Annotated in this window: 16 protein-coding genes; 7 read left to right on the top strand and 9 right to left on the bottom strand. The window is 69.1% G+C overall.

Annotated features, from left to right (window positions below):
* Window positions 1–31 precede the first annotated feature (31 nt).
* The gene (locus AB4Y74_RS14260) at window positions 32–2,137 is read left to right on the top strand and encodes an acyl-CoA dehydrogenase family protein (RefSeq protein WP_441799717.1); all 2,106 of its coding nucleotides are present in this window, start codon (window positions 32–34) and stop codon (window positions 2,135–2,137) included.
* A 208-nt stretch (window positions 2,138–2,345) separates the two neighbouring features.
* On the opposite strand, the gene AB4Y74_RS14255 is transcribed toward AB4Y74_RS14260, so the two are convergent.
* Window positions 2,346–3,335 carry a malate dehydrogenase gene (locus AB4Y74_RS14255; RefSeq protein ID WP_441799716.1) on the bottom strand — a complete coding sequence of 330 codons (990 nt, stop codon included), beginning with the start codon at window positions 3,333–3,335 and terminating at the stop codon, window positions 2,346–2,348.
* Between the two features lie 80 nt (window positions 3,336–3,415).
* On the opposite strand from AB4Y74_RS14255, the gene ypfJ reads away from it, so the two are divergent.
* On the top strand, window positions 3,416–4,303 hold the full coding sequence (gene ypfJ, locus AB4Y74_RS14250; protein WP_441799715.1) for a KPN_02809 family neutral zinc metallopeptidase: 888 nt from the start codon (window positions 3,416–3,418) through the stop codon (window positions 4,301–4,303).
* 32 nt (window positions 4,304–4,335) lie between these two features.
* On the top strand, window positions 4,336–5,304 hold the full coding sequence (gene pip / locus AB4Y74_RS14245; protein ID WP_441799714.1) for a prolyl aminopeptidase: 969 nt from the start codon (window positions 4,336–4,338) through the stop codon (window positions 5,302–5,304).
* Here the strand turns inward: pip and AB4Y74_RS14240 are convergent.
* From AB4Y74_RS14240 to AB4Y74_RS14230, 3 genes are all read right to left on the bottom strand, one after another.
* Window positions 5,293–5,715, bottom strand: coding sequence for an adenylyltransferase/cytidyltransferase family protein (locus AB4Y74_RS14240; protein WP_441799713.1), 423 nt, complete (start codon window positions 5,713–5,715; stop codon window positions 5,293–5,295). The two genes, pip and AB4Y74_RS14240, sit on opposite strands and share 12 nt — an antisense overlap.
* Window positions 5,716–5,738: 23 nt before the next feature.
* Window positions 5,739–7,259, bottom strand: coding sequence for a sugar transferase (locus AB4Y74_RS14235; protein ID WP_441799712.1), 1,521 nt, complete (start codon window positions 7,257–7,259; stop codon window positions 5,739–5,741).
* A 226-nt stretch (window positions 7,260–7,485) separates the two neighbouring features.
* Window positions 7,486–7,893, bottom strand: a complete 408-nt coding sequence (locus AB4Y74_RS14230) for a hypothetical protein (RefSeq protein WP_441799711.1) — start codon at window positions 7,891–7,893, stop codon at window positions 7,486–7,488.
* Between the two features lie 188 nt (window positions 7,894–8,081).
* Here AB4Y74_RS14230 and AB4Y74_RS14225 point away from each other — a divergent pair, with 188 nt between their 5' ends.
* Window positions 8,082–10,199, top strand: coding sequence for an endo-1,3-alpha-glucanase family glycosylhydrolase (locus AB4Y74_RS14225; RefSeq protein ID WP_441799710.1), 2,118 nt, complete (start codon window positions 8,082–8,084; stop codon window positions 10,197–10,199).
* Between the two features lie 41 nt (window positions 10,200–10,240).
* Here AB4Y74_RS14225 and AB4Y74_RS14220 read toward each other — a convergent pair whose 3' ends face one another.
* Together AB4Y74_RS14220 and AB4Y74_RS14215 are read right to left on the bottom strand one after the other, a co-directional pair.
* Window positions 10,241–10,849, bottom strand: coding sequence for an arsenate reductase/protein-tyrosine-phosphatase family protein (locus AB4Y74_RS14220; protein WP_441799709.1), 609 nt, complete (start codon window positions 10,847–10,849; stop codon window positions 10,241–10,243).
* The gene (locus tag AB4Y74_RS14215; protein ID WP_441799708.1) at window positions 10,830–12,272 is read right to left on the bottom strand and encodes a polysaccharide biosynthesis tyrosine autokinase; all 1,443 of its coding nucleotides are present in this window, start codon (window positions 12,270–12,272) and stop codon (window positions 10,830–10,832) included. The genes AB4Y74_RS14220 and AB4Y74_RS14215 overlap by 20 nt, the downstream gene beginning before the upstream one ends.
* Window positions 12,273–12,324: 52 nt before the next feature.
* On the opposite strand from AB4Y74_RS14215, the gene AB4Y74_RS14210 reads away from it, so the two are divergent.
* Entirely contained in the window at window positions 12,325–13,020 is a 696-nt protein-coding gene (locus AB4Y74_RS14210; RefSeq protein WP_441799707.1) for an SGNH/GDSL hydrolase family protein, read from the top strand.
* Window positions 13,021–14,469: 1,449 nt separating this feature from the next.
* Here AB4Y74_RS14210 and AB4Y74_RS14205 read toward each other — a convergent pair.
* Window positions 14,470–15,624 (bottom strand): glycosyltransferase, encoded by a 1,155-nt coding sequence (locus AB4Y74_RS14205; RefSeq protein ID WP_441799706.1) that lies wholly within the window; start codon window positions 15,622–15,624, stop codon window positions 14,470–14,472.
* A 2-nt stretch (window positions 15,625–15,626) separates the two neighbouring features.
* On the bottom strand, window positions 15,627–16,211 hold the full coding sequence (locus tag AB4Y74_RS14200; RefSeq protein WP_441799705.1) for a putative colanic acid biosynthesis acetyltransferase: 585 nt from the start codon (window positions 16,209–16,211) through the stop codon (window positions 15,627–15,629).
* Between the two features lie 55 nt (window positions 16,212–16,266).
* Here AB4Y74_RS14200 and AB4Y74_RS14195 point away from each other — a divergent pair, with 55 nt between their 5' ends.
* Together AB4Y74_RS14195 and AB4Y74_RS14190 are read left to right on the top strand one after the other, a co-directional pair.
* Window positions 16,267–17,433 (top strand): glycosyltransferase family 4 protein, encoded by a 1,167-nt coding sequence (locus tag AB4Y74_RS14195; RefSeq protein ID WP_441799704.1) that lies wholly within the window; start codon window positions 16,267–16,269, stop codon window positions 17,431–17,433.
* Window positions 17,430–18,755, top strand: coding sequence for a hypothetical protein (locus AB4Y74_RS14190; protein WP_441799703.1), 1,326 nt, complete (start codon window positions 17,430–17,432; stop codon window positions 18,753–18,755). Before AB4Y74_RS14195 ends, AB4Y74_RS14190 begins: the two co-directional genes overlap by 4 nt.
* On the opposite strand, the gene AB4Y74_RS14185 is transcribed toward AB4Y74_RS14190, so the two are convergent.
* On the bottom strand, window positions 18,715–19,446 hold the full coding sequence (locus AB4Y74_RS14185; RefSeq protein WP_441799702.1) for a CDP-alcohol phosphatidyltransferase family protein: 732 nt from the start codon (window positions 19,444–19,446) through the stop codon (window positions 18,715–18,717). The genes AB4Y74_RS14190 and AB4Y74_RS14185 overlap by 41 nt on opposite strands.
* Window positions 19,447–19,607: the final 161 nt, after the last annotated feature.

Genomic DNA, 19,607 nt, shown 5'->3' with positions numbered 1-19,607 from the left:
CGGCACCCCACGATTTTCTGAAGGAGAGGTCATGGTCGACACTGCCGAACGCGTCCCGAACGCGACCCCCGCATCCAGCACCACCGCGACGACGACGCCCGCCGTCCCCGAGCCCGCCCCGATCGGCGTCACGCCGCACGTCGACGTCGAAGCGCTGGGTCGCCAACTGCTGGGTGACTGGGCGGAAGCGCGGCTGGCCTCGCGTGAGCTCTCGTCCCGTCCTGAGATGCAGAAGCAGGAGGGGCTCTCGGTCGCCGACCATCGCAAGCGCGTCTTCGAGCAGCTCAAGCTGCTGGTCGAGAACGGCCAGGTGCACCGCGCCTTCCCGAAGTCGGTCGGCGGCCAGGAGGACAACGGCGGCAACATCGCTGCGTTCGAGGAGCTCGTGGCGGCGGACCCGTCCGTCCAGATCAAGTCGGGCGTGCAGTGGGGCCTGTTCGGCTCGGCCGTGATGCACCTCGGCACCGAGCACCACCACGAGAAGTACCTGCCCGCGATCATGTCGCTCGACGTGCCCGGCGCCTTCGCCATGACGGAGACCGGACACGGTTCGGATGTCGCCAGCGTCGGCACCACCGCGACCTACGACCCGGAGACGCAGGAGTTCGTCATCGACACCCCGTTCCGGGGCGCGTGGAAGGACTACCTCGGCAACGCGGCAGTGGATGCCACCGCCGCGGTCGTGTTCGCGCAGCTCATCACGCAGAACGTCAACCACGGCGTGCACGCCTTCTACGTGCCGATCCGGGATGCGAACGGCGACTTCCTGCCGGGCATCGGCGGCGAGGACGACGGCCAGAAGGGCGGACTGAACGGCATCGACAACGGCCGGCTGCACTTCACCGGGGTCCGCATCCCGCGCACCGACCTGCTGAACCGCTACGGCGACGTCGCGGAGGACGGCACCTACAGCTCGCCCATCCAGAGCCCCGGCCGCCGGTTCTTCACCATGCTCGGCACGCTCGTGCAGGGCCGCGTCTCGCTCGACGGTTCGGCCGTCATCGCGTCGAAGATCGGCCTCAAGATCGCAATCACGTACGCGGACCAGCGCCGCCAGTTCACGGCGGGCAGCGACTCCGACGAGGAGGTCATCCTCGACTACCAGCGCCACCAGCGCCGGCTGCTCCCGCGCCTGGCGACGACGTACGCGGCGAGCTTCGCGCACGAGGTCTTCCTGCGGAAGTTCGACGACGTCTTCAGCGGCGCCCACGACACGGACACCGACCGCCAAGACCTGGAGACCATCGCGGCGGCGCTCAAGCCGCTCAGCACCTGGCATGCGCTCGACACTCTGCAGGAGGCGCGCGAGGCCTGCGGCGGGGCCGGCTTCCTCACGGAGAACCGGCTCACCTCGCTGCGGCAGGACCTGGACATCTGGGTCACCTTCGAGGGTGACAACAATGTCCTGCTGCAGCTGGTCGCCAAGCGACTGCTCACCGACTACAGCCGCAAGTTCGCGAAGGCGGACGCCGGCGCGCTCGCCCGGTACGTCGTCACCCAGGCGGCGGGGAAGGCATACCACGGGTCCGGTCTGCGGAGCGTCGCGCAGACGGTCCGCGACTTCGGCTCGACGGCCCGCGCGGTCAACTGGCTGCAGGAGCCGACGACACAGCGGGAGCTGCTGACGGCCCGCGTCGAGACGATGATCGCCCAGATCGCCGGCAAGCTGCGCCCCGCATCCAAACTCGGCAAGAAGGCGGCCGCCGACCTCTTCAACTCGCAGCAGAACGCGCTCATCGAGGCGGCCCGCGCCCACGGCGAGCTGCTGCAGTGGGAGGCGTTCACGGATGCGCTCGAGCAGGCTCCGGACGAGGGGACCAAGCAGGTGCTCACCTGGTTGCGCGACCTGTTCGGCTTCTGCCTGATCGAGAAGCACCTGGCCTGGTACCTGATGAACGGCCGCCTGTCGCCGCAGCGAGCCCAGGCCGTCGAGGCGTACATCGACCGGCTGCTCACGCGCATCCGCCCGCACGCCGTCGACCTGGTGGATGCGTTCGGGTACGGTCCCGAACTGGTCCGGGCGAAGATCGCGTCGGGCGCGGAGGCCGAGCGCCAGGCCGAGGCCCGCGCCTACTACGCGGAGCACCGTGCCGCGGGCACGCTCCCCGCCCAGGAGAAGTCTCAGAAGAAGCGCTGACCCGCGCGAGATTTGCGCCAAGTCGCGGTTATGGCGCCGCTATAACCGCGATTTGGCGCAAATCGTTCGTGCGTGCGCATAACGACCCTTCGGGGCGACAAACGTGGCCCGTTGCCTTCGCGACGATTCGGCACGAATTGTCGTTATGGGGCGCGCATAGCGGCAATTCGGCACGAAACTCGGGTGGTGGGGGCGGCGTGGGGCGGCGCTAGAGGAGGCCGAGGGAGCGGACGGCGTCGCGCTCGGCGACCAGCTCCGCGACGGATGCGTCGATCCGCTCGCGGGAGAACGCGTCGATCGCGAGGTCGGGCACGATCCTCCACTCGCCGTCCGCCGACCGGACGGGGAACGACGACACCAGGCCCTCGGGCACGCCGTACGAGCCGTCCGAGACCACGGCGGCGCTCGTCCAGCGGTCGGCGGTGCCGTTCACCCAGTCGTGCACGTGGTCGATGGCGGCGCTCGCCGCGGAGGCGGCGGACGAGGAACCCCGCACCTCGATGATCTCGGCTCCGCGTTTGGCGACGCGAGGGATGTAGTCGTCCGCCAGCCAGCGCTCATCGACCAGTTCGGTCGCCGGCCGCCCGTCGACCGTCGCATGGGTGAGGTCCGGGTACTGGCTCGCCGAGTGGTTGCCCCACACGATGACGCCGTCGATGGACCGCACCCGCACGCGCAGGTGCCGGGCCAGCTGAGCGACCGCGCGGTTGTGGTCGAGCCGGGTCATGGCCGTGAACCGCTCGCGCGGAACGTCGGGCGCGTGCGCGCTCGCGATGAGCGCGTTCGTGTTGGCCGGGTTGCCGACGACCAGGGTGCGAACGTCGTCCGCGGCGCCGGCGTTGATGGCCTCGCCCTGCGGGCCGAAGATCGCGCCGTTCGCTTCGAGCAGGTCGCTCCGCTCCATCCCGGGTCCGCGCGGCCGGGCACCGAGGAGCAGCGCGACGTTCACGCCGTCGAACGCGGCACGCGCATCGTCGGTCACCTGGAGGCCGTGAAGCAGCGGGAAGGCGCCGTCCTCCAGTTCGAGCGCGGTCCCCTCGGCCGAGCGCACCCCGGCAGGGATCTCGAGCAGCCGGAGCCGCACGGGCGTGTCCCGCCCGAGCAGCTGCCCGGAGGCGATGCGGAACAGCAGCGCGTAGCCGATCTGCCCGCCCGCCCCGGTCACGGTGACGGTCACGGGAGTGGGGGAGGCGCTCACGCTGCCGAGCCTAGACCGGGTCTGCTGCCGCAGCGCAACCCCCCGAGTCGTGGCCGCGTCCTCGGCGTACCGTGCGACCTATGACGTTCGATCCGAATGCCGACATCAGTGGCGGCAAGGTGCGCCGCCGCGGCCGTACGACCGGGATCGCCGCCGGTGGCGTGGGCCTCGGCGCGGTCGCCATCTTCCTCATCTCGCAACTTCTCGGGGTCGACCTGACGGGCCTGACGGGCGGCGATACGGGAGGCGGCACGCAGCAGGTGGGCACGGGCGACGCCCTCGTCGACTGCAAGACCGGTGCCGACGCGAATGCCAGCGTGGACTGCCGGATGAAGGGCGCCGCCGCGTCCCTGGAGCAGTACTGGTCGCAGGAGCTGCCCGAGCTCGGCGGCTCGTACTCGTCCCCCCAGTTCATCCTCTTCACCGACCAGACGAGCACGGGATGCGGCGGTGCGACGAGCGCGGTCGGCCCGTTCTACTGCCCGCCCGACCGCACCCTCTACGTCGACACCGGCTTCTACGACGAGCTGCGGACCCGCTTCGGCTCGAGCGGTGGCCCGCTGGCGGAGATGTATGTCGTCGCGCACGAGTGGGGCCATCACATCCAGAACATCGCCGGGATCATGGATCAGCACACCAGCCGCGAGACCGGTCCGGCCTCCGACAGCGTGCGGACGGAGCTGCAGGCGGACTGCTTCGCCGGCAGCTGGGCGGGTGCCGCTTCCACGACGAAGGACGCGAAGGGCCACACCTTCCTGGAACCGATCACCGACGAGCAGATCGCGGATGCGCTCAGCGCGGCCGCGGCGGTCGGCGACGACCGCATCCAGCAGGCCTCGACCGGCCGCGTCGACCCGGAGGGATGGACGCACGGCTCGGCCGAGGAACGCCAGCGCTGGTTCACGACCGGCTACCGCCAGGGCGCGTCCGCCTGCGACACGTTCTCGGTGCCCGCGTCGCGCCTCTGAGCTGTCCCGCCTCCGGCCGGTAGCCTCACCCCATGCGCAGCCTGTACCCGGAGATCGAGCCCTACGACAGCGGCATGCTCGAGGTCGGCGACGACCAGCAGCTCTACTGGGAGGTCAGCGGGAACCCCGAGGGCAAGCCCGTCGTCTTCCTCCACGGCGGACCGGGAGGAGGGACCACCCCGGCGCACCGGCGCCTGTTCGACCCGGAGCGGTACCGCATCGTCCTCTTCGACCAGCGGATGTGCGGCCGGAGCCTCCCGCACGCCAGCGAGCCGGAGGCCGACCTGGCGGTGAACACGACCTGGGATCTCGTGGCGGACATCGAGCGTCTGCGCGAGCACCTCGGTGTGGAGCGGTGGCAGGTGTTCGGCGGCTCGTGGGGGAGCACGCTCGCACTCGCCTACGCCGAGACGCATCCGGACCGGGTGACCGAACTGGTGCTGCGCGGGATCTTCACTCTGCGGGCCCAGGAGCTCGACTGGTTCTACGAGGGCGGAGCCGCCGCACTGTTCCCCGACCTGTGGGAGGGGTTCCTGGAGCCGGTCCCTGAGGCCGAGCGGTCGCACCTGATGCGGGCGTACCAGCGGCTGCTGTCCGACCCCGACCCTGCGGTGCACCGGCCGGCGGCGGTCGCCTGGTCACGGTGGGAGTCGTCGACCATCACGCTGCTCCCGCGTCCGGAGTTGGTGGAGACCTTCACGGAAGCGGCCTACGCCGTCGCCTTCGCGCGCATCGAGAACCACTTCTTCGTCAACGGCGGCTGGTTCGAGGAGGGCCAGCTGATCCGCGACGCTCCGGCGTTGGCCGGCATCCCGACCGTCATCGTGCAGGGCCGGTACGACGTGTGCACGCCGCCGATGACGGCGTGGGACCTGCACCGCGCGCTGCCGGAGGCCGAACTGCGGATGGTCACGGATGCGGGCCACGCGTTCGACGAGCCGGGCATCCTGGATGCGCTGATCGAGACGACGGACCGGTTCGCCGAGGAGTCAGCCGGCTAGCGCCGCGAGCGCCTTCCGCAGTTGCGTCGACGACGTGGTCATCGTGTACGGGAAGTACACGACCTCGACACCGACCGCCGCGAACTCGCGCTCGAGTCGCAGGCCTTTCTCGGTGCCGCGCCAGTCGTCGCCCTTGAAGAACACGTCGAAGTGCAGCTCCCGCCACATGTCGAGCTTGTCGGGTACCGTCTCGGGCACCGCCTCGTCGACGTAGCCGATGCTGCGGACGATCGCGAGCCGTTCCGCCAGCGGGATCACCGGGCTGATGCCTTTGGTGAGCTCGAGCATCTCGTCGGACACCACGCCCGCGATCAGGTAGTCGCACTGGCTCTTGGCGTGCTTCAGGATGTTCAGGTGTCCGATGTGGAACAGATCGAACGCCCCTGCGGCGTAGCCGACACGTCGGGTCACGGGCTTCCCTTTCGTTCGCGGGTTCAATAGGCACCGACCGGGTGGGTCAGCACTCGGATCGTGCGCCAGATGATCATCAGGTCACCGAGCAGCGACCAGTTCTCGACGTAGTACAGGTCGAGCCGCACGCTCTCCTCCCAGGAGAGGTCCGAGCGGCCGTTGACCTGCCACATGCCCGTCAGGCCCGGCTTGATGAAGAGGCGACGGCGCACGTGGTTCTCGTATCCCCGCACCTCCCGCGGCAGCGGCGGCCGGGGGCCCACCACGCTCATGTCGCCGAGGAAGATGTTGGCGATCTGCGGCAGCTCGTCGAGCGAGAACTTGCGGAGAACTCCGCCGAGTCGGGTCACGCGGGGGTCGTTCTTCATCTTGAACAGCACGCCGTTGCCTTCGCTCTGCTGCTCGAGGGAGGCGAGGCGGGCTTCCGCGTCGACGACCATGGAACGGAACTTGTACATCCGGAAGGTCTCGCCGTTCCGGCCGACCCGCTCCTGGCTGAAGAAGACCGGGCCGCCGTCGTCGAGCTTGATGAGAAGGGCGATGATCGCGAAGAGCGGCGCGAGCAGGACGAGAGCTACACCCGAGGCCACGAAGTCGAACGCTCGCTTGAGGATGTGCTTGCCGCCTTCGAACTGCGGGATGTCGACCTGGATGAGCGGCAGGCCTTCGACCGGGCGGAAACGGATCCGCGGTCCCGCCACGTCGGTGAGAGGGGAAGCCAGGACGAGGTTCGTCGCGGTGCCCTCGAGCTTCCAGGACAGCTGCCGCACGTAGTCGCCGCCGCCCAGCGCCCGGCCGGCGACGATCACCGTGTCCGCACCGAGCCGGGCTGCGGCGCTCGCGACGCCGTCGAGGTCGGAGACCACCGGTACCTCGCGGGAGCTGGAGGTGATCTTCCGCTCGAGGGCCGCCTGCTTCTTCGGACCCTTCCGTTTTCCGGTGTCGAGCGAGACGCCCACGATGTTGTACGCGGCGCCCGATGCCTGCTGGATCTGCCGGACGATGTAGTCGACTTCGCGGTGGGTGCCGACGACGAGGGCGCGGGAGAGGTAGTGATCGAAGGCGCGCTGGTGGATGAGCCACTGCCTCCACAGCCAGCGCGAGAACAGCACCGCGACCATGCCGACGGGAAGGGCCAGCACGAAGTAGCCGCGGGCGATCTCCACCTTGCCGACGAGGAAGGCGATGGCGAGGAGGCCGAACGTGAGGGCCGTGGCGCTCACGACCCGCTTGTATTCCTGGACGCCGACGCCCACCACGCGCGGGTCGCGGGTTCGGTAGGCGGAGAGGGTGAACAGCCACGCGGCGGAGATGAGGAGCGACAGCGTCAGGTAGTCGGCCGGGAAGCCGGCCACCTGCGGGGTCGCCTGATCGAAGCCGAAGCGGACGAAGATCGCGCCGATCGTCGACGCCAGGATGATCGCGGTGTCGGTGACGAGCAGGCGCGTCCGGTACTGCCGGGCCCACACCCGCTCGGAGGACAACGGTCGGATCGGGGTCTCGCGGGCACCGATCAGCGAAACTCGGGGCTTGATGACGGTCATTCGTGCGTCCTCCTCGCGCGGGTGACCGAACGACGGCCAGTGCACCGAGGCGTTCGTGAGGTCTCACGGATCGCCGGACGCATTCGGGTCTGCATTCGGGGGCAAGCGGTATGACAAGCGGTATGAAGAGACTCGATATAACTGAATCTTCCTCATCAATTCATAAAGATGAGGTTACCTCGTTTGTAGAGGGGATGGGCTACCCCGTTTTTGGGGGGCACGCAAATCAGGAGACGACCGGCGCGGGCTTCAACGCGATCGTGTGCCCCGCAGCGGCGCACGCCTTCTGTACCTGAGAGTTCGCCGAGTCGTACGCGGAGCGATACTTCGATCCAGGCTCGACGATCCGAAGCGCATTGTCGGGCAGATCGGCCACTGCGGACGTCATCGCCGACTTCACTTCGCCTGTCGCTGTGCGTGATGCCTTCTGCAGTTCCGAGTGCAGATCCGACCGAAGGGACGCGAGGTGTGCGCTCGAGGTCGACGCGGACTGCTCGGCAGTGGCCCACGCGTCTGTCGCGGTAGACCAGCCCGTGCACGCCGTCGCGTTCGGGTCGGGCTGCGAGGTGCAGCCCGTCGCGACCAGCAGCACGGCTGCGGCGGTGGCGACCCACGCGATTCGAGTGATCCTCATTTTTAAATGATAGGTCGGGTCTAAGCTGACGCGCATCCCTCATACGGGGGACACGGCACGATGCACCTGCATGAACTTGACCCCGGCGACTTCGTAGACTTAGCGTGGTCGCAGTTCAAGTCCCCCATAAAGGGGGCAAACCCCCGCATTGGACAGCATCTATGACACACCCCGGTAAGCACCGCTCTGTGCCCCGAACCACCCCATCCACCCCTACCGCCAGCCGTCGTGCCCGACGACGCATCGCTGGCATTGCCGCAGGCGTCGCCGCAGCGCTCATCGCTGCCGTGGCCGTCCCGGTCACAGCGTCTGCCCTCACGGCCGGCTCCGACACGGCGACACTTGCAGCCTCGCAGGCCAGCTGGGTCACCACCCGGCAGCCCGCAAGCACCCACGACAAGCTCCCGTACCTCAGCGCCACCCGTACCGCGGACCGCACTCTGGTGAAGTTCCCGACCGCGTCGCTCCCCGACGGCAAGAAGGTCGTCGCAGCCACCATGACCGTCCGTGTGACCAACACGGCCGCGTCGACCGGCGGTTTCCAGGTGTACCCGACCAGCACCGCCTGGTCGGCGTCCACCCTGACGCAGAACAACAAGCCGGTCCCCTCGGCGAGCACGGTGAACACCAAGCTCGCTCAGGCCCGGAAGGGCGCCACGGTCAGCATCCCGCTGAACGTCTCCGCGGTCTCGACGACCTCGGACGCCGCGTTCGAGCTGGCTTACTCGCAGCCGTACGTGGGCACCACGTTCACGTCGCCGACCCTCTCCCTCACGCTGGGAGACGCCGGCACCCCCACGACGCCGCCGGCGACCCAGACGCCCACGCCGACCCCGACCGGGTCCGGTGAGCCGTCCGCGCCGACGAAGCCGACCCCGCCGCCGACCACCACACCCACGCAGCCGGCACCTCCCGCGACCGGGCCCAACCCGCCCGTGACGCAGCCGACCGCGACCGGAATCGGTGGAGCGTTCCCGATCCCCGCTGCGGGCTCGTCCGCGAAGAAGGTCTTCGCGCACTACTTCCCGCCGTACCCGGTGTCGATCGACAACAGCAACCCCGTCTCCGACTACTACGCGAACAACTACCTCAACCCGAATGGTGAGGGTGGTAAGCACATCGCCTACGGCGGTCTGCTCCGCGACCGTCCGATCGGCCGCGCGCCGCTCGGCGGCGACTGGAGGACCACGGATCTTCAGACCGAGGTCAACCAGGCCGCGGACGCCGGCATCGACGGCTTCACCGTCGACGTCATGAGCTGGTCCGGCCAGAACTGGGACACCACCGTGCGTCTCATGCAGGCCGCCCAGAACGCGAAGCGCAACTTCACCGTCACGCCGAACGTTGACGCCAGCTCCGGCGCGGTCAACGCGTCGCCCACGGCTGTCGCTGCCTCTCTCGCCAAGCTGTACTCGTACTCGTCGGCCTACCGGCTGAGCGACGGACGTTACCTTCTGAGCTCCTTCGCGGCGGAAGACATGGCACCGTCCTGGTGGTCCAGCGTCATCTCGACGCTCAAGAACTCCTACGGCATCAATGTCGCCTTCGTGGCGGTGCTCCAGAACGCGAGCCAGCAGAACATGGCTGCCTTCGCACCGATCAGCTACGGCCTCAGCAACTGGGGCGCCCGCACCGCGGCCAGCATGAAGAACACCCCCAACCTCGCAGCCAGTGCTCACGCGCTCGGTGTGAAGTGGATGCAGCCGGTCGCCATGCAGGACTCGCGACCGAACGGTGGCAAGTACGCGGAGGCGAACAACACCGAGCTGCTCCGGGCGTCCTGGCAGAAGGCCATCGGCGACGGTGCGGATCTGGTGCAGATCGCGACCTGGAACGACTACAGCGAGAACACCGCCGTCGCTCCGTCCGCGAACCACGGCGTCACCTTCCTCGACGTCTCGGCGTACTACCTCGCGCAGTTCAAGACGGGGTCGGCACCGGCCATCCAGAAGGACTCGCTGTACGTGACGCACCGTGACCAGTTCACGACCTCGAAGCCGGCTATCGGCCGGATCGAGACGCCGAACCTGGACGGCACCGGCACTCCGCCTCGCGACACCGTGGAGGTGCTGACGATGCTCACCGCACCGGCCACCCTGACGGTGAAGGTCGGCGGCACCACCAAGACCGTGGATGTCCCCGCCGGCGTCACGTCGACCGTCGTCCCGCTCGCTGCGGGCACCGTGTCGGCGTCCGCCACCCGGGGCGGCCAGACGATCCTCTCGGGAACGTCGCCCTACACGGTGACGAACACTCCGCAGGTCAACGACTTCGAGTACTTCGGATTCGCGGTCGTAGCCAAGTAGTCACACCCAGCACCACCACCCGTCCCGCGCGGCGCAGGCGATCAGATGATCGAACCGATGCCGCGCGGGACGAGTGCGTCCGCCACCGTGTAGAGGGCCGGTCGCATCTGCTCCGCGGAGCGCCGGTAGGCGTCAGGGGCGAATCCCCAGGGGTCGGCGACGTCGTCACCGCTGCCGCCGGGGCCGACGGTCCCCCGCGCCGCGACGCACCGCTCGATGAGAGTCTTCAGCCGCGTCTTCGCCGACTGCTCCGCCCGGTGTCTGCCCGACGCCGTGGCGACGGGCAGCAGCCGGCTGAACTGCAGGAGGGTGAAGGTGCGCCCCAGGGCCCGCGGATCGAGCAGTACGACCTGCTTGCGATGTGCGCGTTCCGCAGTGAGCACGATGTCTGCGTCGGCGACCATGGCGGCCGTGAGCTGCCGCGTCGCGTAACCGTCGACATCCAGTCCGTCGGCCCTCAGCAGGGCCGCCATGTGCGGCGCGACACCCGAGTCGGGAACAGCGTGGGTGCCGGCTGACGCGACGACGATGTCATCGACGCCCGCCGCCGCGAGTGCCGCGGTCAGGGTGAACTGCATGTACGGCGAGCGGCAGATGTTCCCCGTGCAGACCACGAGGATGTTCGCCGGCTCAGAGCCGGGCGTCGGCATCGCTCCGCTCGCGGCTGTCCCGCTTGCGGCCCCGGTCCGTTGCCGTGGCCTTGACGTCGTCGGCTTCGGGCTCAGGAGCACTGGCGGCGTAGATCCGCTGGTACTTGGTCTCCGCTTCGGCGGAGGTCCGGTTGGCGATCACGCCGAGGAGGGGGACTCCGGCCGAATCGAGCATCTGCAGCGAGCGGCGGAACTCGCGCACCTGGACCTTGCCCGAGCCGGCGACCATGATCGCACCCTCGAAGTACCGGGCGATGATGGCCGCGTCGGTGACCGGGAGCAGCGGCGGGCAGTCGACGATGACAGTGTCGAACCGATTGCTGAGAACGACGAACAGCTCCTCGGCCGCGAGCGACCCGAGCATCTCGCTCGGGTTCGGCGGGAGCTGCCCGGACAGCATGACCTGCAGGCCGTCCGGTCCCCACGTCTGGAGCGCCTCATCCACGGTCGCGTCGCCGGCGAGCACGCTCGTCACTCCGACGCTGTCTTCGAGGTCGAGGTACGGGCCGAGCGACGGGCGTCTCAGGTCTGCTTCGACCAGGCAGACCGAGCTGCCGGACGCGGCGAGGACGGCGGCCAGGTTCGCCGCCACGATGCTCTTGCCCTCGCCCGGGATCGACGAGGTGATGACGAAGACCTTGCGGTCCTTGCCCGCCTGCAGGAAGCGCAGGTTCGTCCGGACCTGGCGGAACTCCTCGGCACGCTTGGAGTAGTTGGCGCCCTGGAGCAGGACGGGGCTGTCGGCGATCGTCTTGTCTTCGACGATCGATCCCAGGATGGTGACGTCGGCGATCTGACTGATCTGGTCGGAGCTGCGGATCTTCGCTCCGACGAGCTCGCGCACGACGATCCCGGCGACGGCGACGACGAGGCCCAGCAGTCCGCCGAGGATGATCGACACCAGGGCGTTGGGCGACGACTGCGCGCGGGGGACGTTGGCCTGCTGCACCGTTTCCAGCGTCACCGGCAGAGTGCCGTCGCTGCGGCGTGGTGTGAGGTTGGCGACGACGTTGCTCAGGCTCGCGCTCACGGCGTTCGCGATGGCGGCGGCGCGCGACGGCGACGTGTCGTCGACGGAGACGCTGATCAGCGACGTGTTGAGCGGAACCGACACGGAGATCTGCGACGTCAGCGCGCCCGGGGTGGTGCGCAGGCCGAGGGTCGAGATGACGGGGTCGAGGACCGAGTTGCGCGTCGCGATGAGCGCGAAGTTGCGGGCCTGCGCCTGTGAATAGCTGTTGCCCTGGGCGAGATCGGTCGTGCTGTCGCTGCCGAGCGCCGAGACCAGGATCTCTGACTCTGCCGTGTACTTCGGCGTCGCGAGCAGCGCGTACGCTGCCCCGCCGAGAAGTCCGACCTCGATGGCGGCCACGATGATCATCCAGCGTGTGAGAAGCAGCTTCGCGAAGCGTCGACCGTCCATCTAGTGCCCTTCTGAGAAGCGTCTCCGCATTATAGTGTGCGATTATTTGAGGATGCGCTCGCTCGCCCGCCTCTCCGTCGCCCGGATCCTGGGCCTCGTCGGCATCGGCTGCCTGACGGTGGCGACGATCGCGTTGTCCGCTTTCGCCGTCCAGTCCGCCCACAGCGCCCCGCGTGAGACGTCGAGCTGGCCGGTCCTGCAGGCGGTCAACAACCAGCCGGTGGCGGTCTTCCTCGGCGGCAGCGAGTCGGTGGCGACGCTCGGCCACGCATCCTGGCCGACCCTGGTCTCGCAGGCCAGAGGATGGCAGCAGGTCAACCTCTCGCACTCGGCGACCGGCTACACGGTCGCGGGCACGTGCGGCTCGCAACCCTGCCCCGACTTCCTCGAGTCCGTTCCACAGATCGTCGCCCTGAATCCGCAGATCGTCGTCGTCGCCGGCGGATGGGCGGAGACCGCTGACAAGACCGACGTCAGCGTCCAGGTCGCCCAGACGTTCCAGACCCTGCACCAGGGGCTGCCGCACGCGACCATCATCGCGGTCGGCCCCGCCTCGGCTGATGCCCAGCCCTCGGAGGAGCTCCAGAACACCGATGCGGCCGTGAAGACCGCCGCGACGTCGCTCGGGTTGACCTACGTCAGCCTGCTCGACCCCCCGACCCTCAACCAGAGCATGTTCACCGACGGCAAGCTGAGCGACTCCGGCCAGGCGGCCATCGCCGCCCGCATCGCCGCGGCCGTCAAGTGACGGCCGGGTTCCCCCTGCGCCGGGAGAACCGGCTGACGACCCACCACGACCACCACTCCGCGTCCACGAAGACTCTCGGCTTCGTCGTCCTCGCAGCGATCCTGGCCGGTGCGATCCCGGCCCTGCTGGCCGTCGATGTCCCGGATGTCGGTCGCAGCACCGGGTGGATGCTGACGATCGCCATTGCGGTCTGGTCCGGTATCCGGCTCTCCTACGCGATCGTCCGCGGCGACGCCCAGCTGTTCGATTTCTTCTTCTGGCTCTTCGCCTACATCTTCATGGGGCTCGCGCCGACCGTGCAGATGCGGAGCGGGCTGCTGTCGACGACCACCCCGGGGATGAATCCCGACCTCGACGTCCCGACGGCCACGATCGTCTGGGCCGGCCTGCTCAGTTATGAGTTCGGGCGGGTGCTCGCCGTCCTGCGTGAGCGCTCGCTCCGCATCCATCCCCACGCCGCGCCCACCGCGGAGCGCGCTGCGCGGCCGGTTACGGGCATCGACCGCAGCCGGACGCTGCTGCTCCTGGTGGTCGGCGTGCTGTTCGCCGCGTACTTCGTGCAGAAGATCGGCGTCAGCACGCTGCTGAGCAGCCGTGACACGGCGTTCGCCGCGCGGCAGGCGGCCTGGACAGATCCGGCCACGCGCTCGATCATGTACGCGCTGTCGATCTACCCCCTGCTCGTCGGGGTCGGTGCCATGGCGGTGCTGCGTCGCAGCACGACCCAGCACCGCCGCCTCTACCTCCTCATCATCTTCGCTGCGGCCGCGCTCCTGCTGATCGTCGTCAATCCGGTGAGCAGCGCCCGGTACAGCATGGGCACCGTGTGGTTCGCCCTCCTGGTCTACGCCGGGGCCATGCTCACCAAACGTCGGCGACGGATCACGATGGTCGGGGCGATCGCCGGGCTCATCTTCGTGTTCCCGCTCGCCGACGCGTTCCGGAGGACGACGGTCGACGTGACGTGGGACGGCTTCTTCGGCGAGTACAAGGGGAGTCCGGACTACGACGCGTTCTGGCAGATCGCGAACGCATACTCGTTCGTGCACGATGGGCTCGTCGTGCCCGGGCAGCAGGCACTGGGGATGCTGTTCTTCTGGGTGCCTCGCGCGATCTGGGCGAACAAGCCGATCGACACCGGCATCCTGCTGGCGAACTACCGCGGCTACCCCTTCACCAACCTCTCGGCCCCGCTGTGGGCGGAGAGCCTGGTGAATGGCGGAGTGATCGTGCTGCTGGCCGTCTTCGTCGTCGCCGGGTTCGCCCTCCGCCGCTTCGACACCCGGCTCATCCCCGCCTTCGCGGAGAACGGCCTCTGGGCGATCGTCGGCGCGATCTTCCCCGTCTACATGCTGATCCTGCTCCGTGGATCGCTCCTGCAGGCGTCGGGGACGGTCGCGATCGCGATCGCCTGCATCCTCTTCGTCGCCAAACGGAGCCGCGCGCCCGTCAGGGGGACGAAAGCGGATCGGCGTCTTGTGGCGCAGCTTCCGGCTGCCCGTCCACTGCTCGCCGATAGATCGCCTGAAGATCGTGCGCAATCGCCTGCATCGAGAACCGCTCCCGGGCGACCTCACGAGCTCGACGCCCCTGGTCGGCACGAAGCGCCGGATCCGCCAGAAGTCGTCTGATCGCCGCGGTGAGCGCTTCGATGGAGTCGTCGACGACGATGCCGCAGCCGGTCTCGGCGATGATCGGCGCGAGACCGCAGGTGTCCGTCACGACGACCGGGAGTCCGGCGGCCATCGCCTCCAGGACGCTCATCGGGTACGGTTCGTCGACCGCGGGCAGCACGTAGATCGCGGCGCGCGAGAGTCGCTCGCCGGTCCGGTCGGGGTCGAGAGCTCCCTCCCAGGCCACATCCGCGGCCGACTCCCGGATGCGACGTGAGACCTCTTCGGCGCGGCCTTCGTCGGGGCCGACGAGGCGGAAGGTCGCCTTCGGGAACTCGGCGCCCAGCGTGTCCGCCGCCGCCACGAACGTCTCCGGACGTTTGCGTGGCGCGAGGCGGGCGAGGTAGAGCACCTCGAGTCCCTGGGGCGGTGCGGCCTCGGCGGCCGACGGGACACCGTTTCGCAATTCGGACAGCGCGATCCCGTCGCCCGCCACGGCGCGCAGCCCCGCGCGCTCGACCGGGGTCAGGTACAGCACGGCGGCGGCATCGCGCAGTACGCGCCGGGTGGCGACGGCGTCGAGCGGCCGGGCGAGCGGGTTGCGGGAGGGATCGATCATGCCGTGCGTCTGGAGCACGTACGGGATCTTCGCCCGCCGGGCGGCCATTGCAGCGGGCACCGTCACGAGGTCGCGGGCGAGGTGCACGTGCACCACGTCCGCGGAGCGGGCGGCGCTGCGCACCCAGCGGCTCAGGCCGGGTGCGGCCAGGCCGGCGAATCCAACGCCGGGAAGCAGGGTGCGGGCCGGGACGAGATGGGCCGGGATGCCTTCCAGCGCTTTCGGCGCTTCCGGAAAGCCACGAAAACTCCCGGCGATGGTGACATCGTGGCCGAGTTCGGTCAGCGCCCGGGCCTGGTTGACGGCGACCCGGACCGGCCCGCCGTACTCTCCCGTCGGGCTGACCAGGGTGACGATCGAGAGGATGCGCACTCTCAGGCCTCGTCCATCGTCGTCGCAGCGCTGCGCGGGCGGCGGCCGTTGGCGGGCGCGCCGGCCGGTGCGGTCACGATGCCGTCATCGGGGACGTCGCTCACGACGAGGGCAGTGGCCCCCACCACAGCGTTGCGGCCGATGGTGCAACCGCGCAGCACGGTCGCGCGGGCGGCCACCCACGCGCCGTCGCGGACGACGATGGGTGCGTTGTCGAATTCGAAGGTCGGAGAGCGGCGGTCGTGACTGCCTGTGCACAGCAGCACGTCCTGAGAGATGCAGACGTCGTGCCCGAGGGTGACCGGCTCCAGGTTCAGGATCCACGCGCCTTCGCCGATCCAGCAGTCGTCGCCCACCGTGAGCTTCCACGGCCAGTGGATCTTCACCCCGTGCCGGATGAGAACGCCCGAGCCGATGGTGGCGCCGAACGAGCGGAGGATGGCGGTCCGCAGCGGCACCGGACACCACCAGCGGATGACGATCAGCCCGGATACGAGGAGCCACATCGCCTGGACCGCCGGGTTGCGACCTTTGTCGTATCCCGCTCCGGTGAAACCCGCGAGTCGGCGCGTCGGAAACTGAGACATTTTCTCAGTGTACGCAGACGTGGTTAGACTCCCACTCAACCCGGGAGGAAAACCGATGGCTCATCATGCTCAGGTGGCTGCAGCGGATGCTCGCGTGGCCTGGGTTTCGGGTGCGTACGGCTATAACGGCGATCTCATCTACTTCCGGGACATCTTCGCGGAGTTCGCGCGCCGGTTCCCGTCGGGCATCGTGCCCGTCGACCGCTCCTTCCCGGTGGGCCGCTACCCGGAACTCCCGCTCCGGCCGATCCTCGCGTTCATCCGCCTGAAGCGATCCCGGCGCCGGGTGGGTGATGTGGAGTACCTCGGCGTGTACCGGGTGCCGACTCTGGGCGCCATCGTCCGGTTGCTGCGGACCGGGGCGCACGCCCACATCCTGATCGAATTCAGCCCGACCTCGCTGGCCGGATTCGTCGCCGCGCGGATCGCCCGGCGACGGACGATCCTCCTGCTCGAGTCGGACCCCGCTTTCCGCGGGGCTCCCGGCGGCCGGCTCAGCCTCATGGTGAAACGCTTCGTAGCGCGCCGCGCCGACGCCATCGTGGTGAGCAACCGCTTGGGCGAGCGTTTTCTCCGGAAGACGCTGGGCGTGGAGCACGACCGCGTCGTGGTGGGGCCCTACCTCACGTCCGCCCCTGCGGCGCCGACCGGGGAGCCGGCTCCCACGCCGGGCCCGGCCCGCATCCTGTTCCTGAACTCGGTCACGAAGCGCAAGGGGATCGGGCTGCTCGTCGAGGCCCTCTCCGACCTGCCTGCGGAGCTCGCCGACGCCTGGACGCTCGACATCGTCGGGTCGGGCGATGAGCTGGAACCGCTGCGCGAACGGGTGAAGAGCCTCGGCCTGGACGCGCGGGTGCGATTCCACGGCCGGGTCGCCTACGCGGACACCGGCCGTTTCTACACCGACTCGGACCTCGTGGTCTGCCCGACCCTCGCGGACTACCGCTCTCTCAACGGGTTCGAGGCGGTCAACGCAGGGAAACCGGTCCTGATCTCCACCTACGACGGCGCACACGAGGAGATCGTCGCGGTCGCTCCCGCAGCCACGGTCATCGACCCGCGCGACCACGAGGCGTTGACGGCGGCACTCGCGGCTGCACTCGACCTCGCCGCGCTCGCGGTCGCTCAGCGTGCCGCCGCGCAGGTGCCGCCGGATTTCACGGTCGATCGCGTCGGTGAGAACCTCGCGCGGGCCGTGACGATCGCCCTCAGCCGTCGATGAAGCGGCTCTGGAGGCGCGTCGCCTCGATCGCGGGACGACCGCTCGTACTCTCGCAGGTCCTGACGAGCGCCTCCGGCGCGATCGCCACGATCTTCGCGGCCGCGTTCATGCACCCGGATGCGTTCACGCAGTTCGCCCTGCTGAACCTGGTAGCGATCACGCTGGTCGGGCTGGTGCGGTCCTTCCTGTTCCAGCCGGCGCTGATCCAGTTCCGTCACGACAAGGACGCGCACACCCGGTTCGCGCTGAGCGGCTCCGGTGCCGTCGTGTCCGGTGTCGTCCTCGGCGGGTCGGCCGTCGCTCTCGGGATCGACACGTGGTGGCTGGTGGCGCTGCTCATCCTCAGCGGCCTGTTCCCCATCCTGCAGGACTGGCTGCGCTACCGTGCCATGGCCGCCGACCGGAGGTGGGATGTCGCGCTCGCGGACGGGCTGCGCCTGCTCTTCGTTCTCGCCTCACCTGTCCTGCTGATCGCGACGCGGGACCCGGCGGTCTACCAGGCATATCTCGGTCTGTCGCTCGCCGTGCCCGTCCTCGTCATGCTGATCCGGTTGCCGAGGCCGGCGCGGTTCACGCCCCTCCGGGTGTACATCCGCCCCGCAGGCCTCCAGTTGGCGGACTTCGCCATCGGCCAGTTCAACTCCACCCTGCCGCTCCTCGTGCTGGGTGCTCTGGGGGCGTCGACTCTGATCGGCGGTGTCCGTTTCGCGCAGACGCTCCTCGGTCCGCTGAACCTGGTATTCGCGGCAAGCACCACGAACCTCATCGCGGACGGCGCCACGCGCGGCACCTACGCGAGCACCGAGGACCTGATCCGCAACGGGACGCGTCTGGCGCGGGTCATCGGGCTGGTCGCCGTGGTGGGCGTCGTCATCCTCACCGCCGCGGTCGCGCTCAGCGGGTTCCAGCTGCACGGCGTCGCCAACGACGAGCTGGTCACCGGCCTCGCCCTGGTCGGTGCCGCCACCCTGAGCTCCGGGTGGGCCGGCATCCACGCCATCGTCATGCGGCTGATGGGGTACCAGGCGGTCGTGACGGTCGGTCGCGCCGTCCTCGTCTTCGTCAGCCTCAGCGCCTTTACGATCGGCTACCTGCTGGGCGGCGTGGATGCGAGCCTCGCCGCGGGTTTCGTGGCGGCGGCGGTCGCTGCTCCGCTGGCCTTCATCGTCCCGGCGACGGTGCTGTACCGGCGCCATCGGAGGGGCGACCTCGTGGAGCTCGGGCCGCGGCGTGCGCAGGAAGTGCAGGAGGAGGTCGAGTTGTCCGAGGAGGACACCCCGGTCAGGGGTTTGCCGGACGACTCAGCTCCCGGAACCATTTGACGAGCAGCAGCAGCGCGATGATCACGTTCGCGGCGAACAGCAGCGTGTAGACGACGATGAAGAGCGGCGGCCAGACCCAGAGCACGAACGCGATCGCGAGGATGCCGTAGTCGGCCGGAAGCAGGGCGATCGCACGCAGCGTCGAGGGTGGCGCGGTCGAGGGTGACGCTGAAGGCGCCCCGGCCGCCCGCGACGCCCGCTTCAGGAGCTCGATCAGCAGCCCGCCGGCGAACGTGACGATCGCGACGACCTGGAAAGCCAGCGGGATCCACGCCCAGCCCGGACCCGCCAGCCCGTGGAGCAGTACGACCACCAGCACGGTGGCGTGCACGGCGACGATCTTGCCCGAGTCGACCACATGGTCGAGCCACTCGCCGGCCGGAGAGCTCGTGCGGGTGAGGCGGGCCACCTGGCCGTCGGCGGAGTCGAGGGCGAAGCCGAGCACGAGCAAGACCGCGGTGACGATTCCTGAGGCGATCCCGGGACCGAAGACGATGAGCACCGCCAGGCCGAGAGCGGTGACGAGTGCCGATACCGCGGTGACCTGGTTGGGCGTCATCCGGGCGCGATAGGCCGCCGCCGCCAGCAGCCGGCCGAGGGGACGGTTCACGAATCGGGAGTACAGCGAGACCCCGCGTTTGCTCTTCTGCGCGGTGCGCAGTTCGCCGACCGCCTGCCCGAACGTCATCATTTTTGTTCGCGTTCCTCGCTATTTCGGGCCGCGTGCCCCTATCGGGGGGTGCCATTCGCGGCGAAAAGATGAAAAAGTCTCATACAACCTAAAAGCTGAGGATTTCCCACAAATGTGAGAGTCCCCGGAACAGCAATTCCCGCGGTGGAACCCCCTTCCAC

This window comes from Leifsonia sp. RAF41, assembly GCF_052114085.1.
Lineage (GTDB): Bacteria > Actinomycetota > Actinomycetes > Actinomycetales > Microbacteriaceae > Leifsonia.
This window is presented reverse-complemented; position numbering and strand designations above follow the sequence as displayed.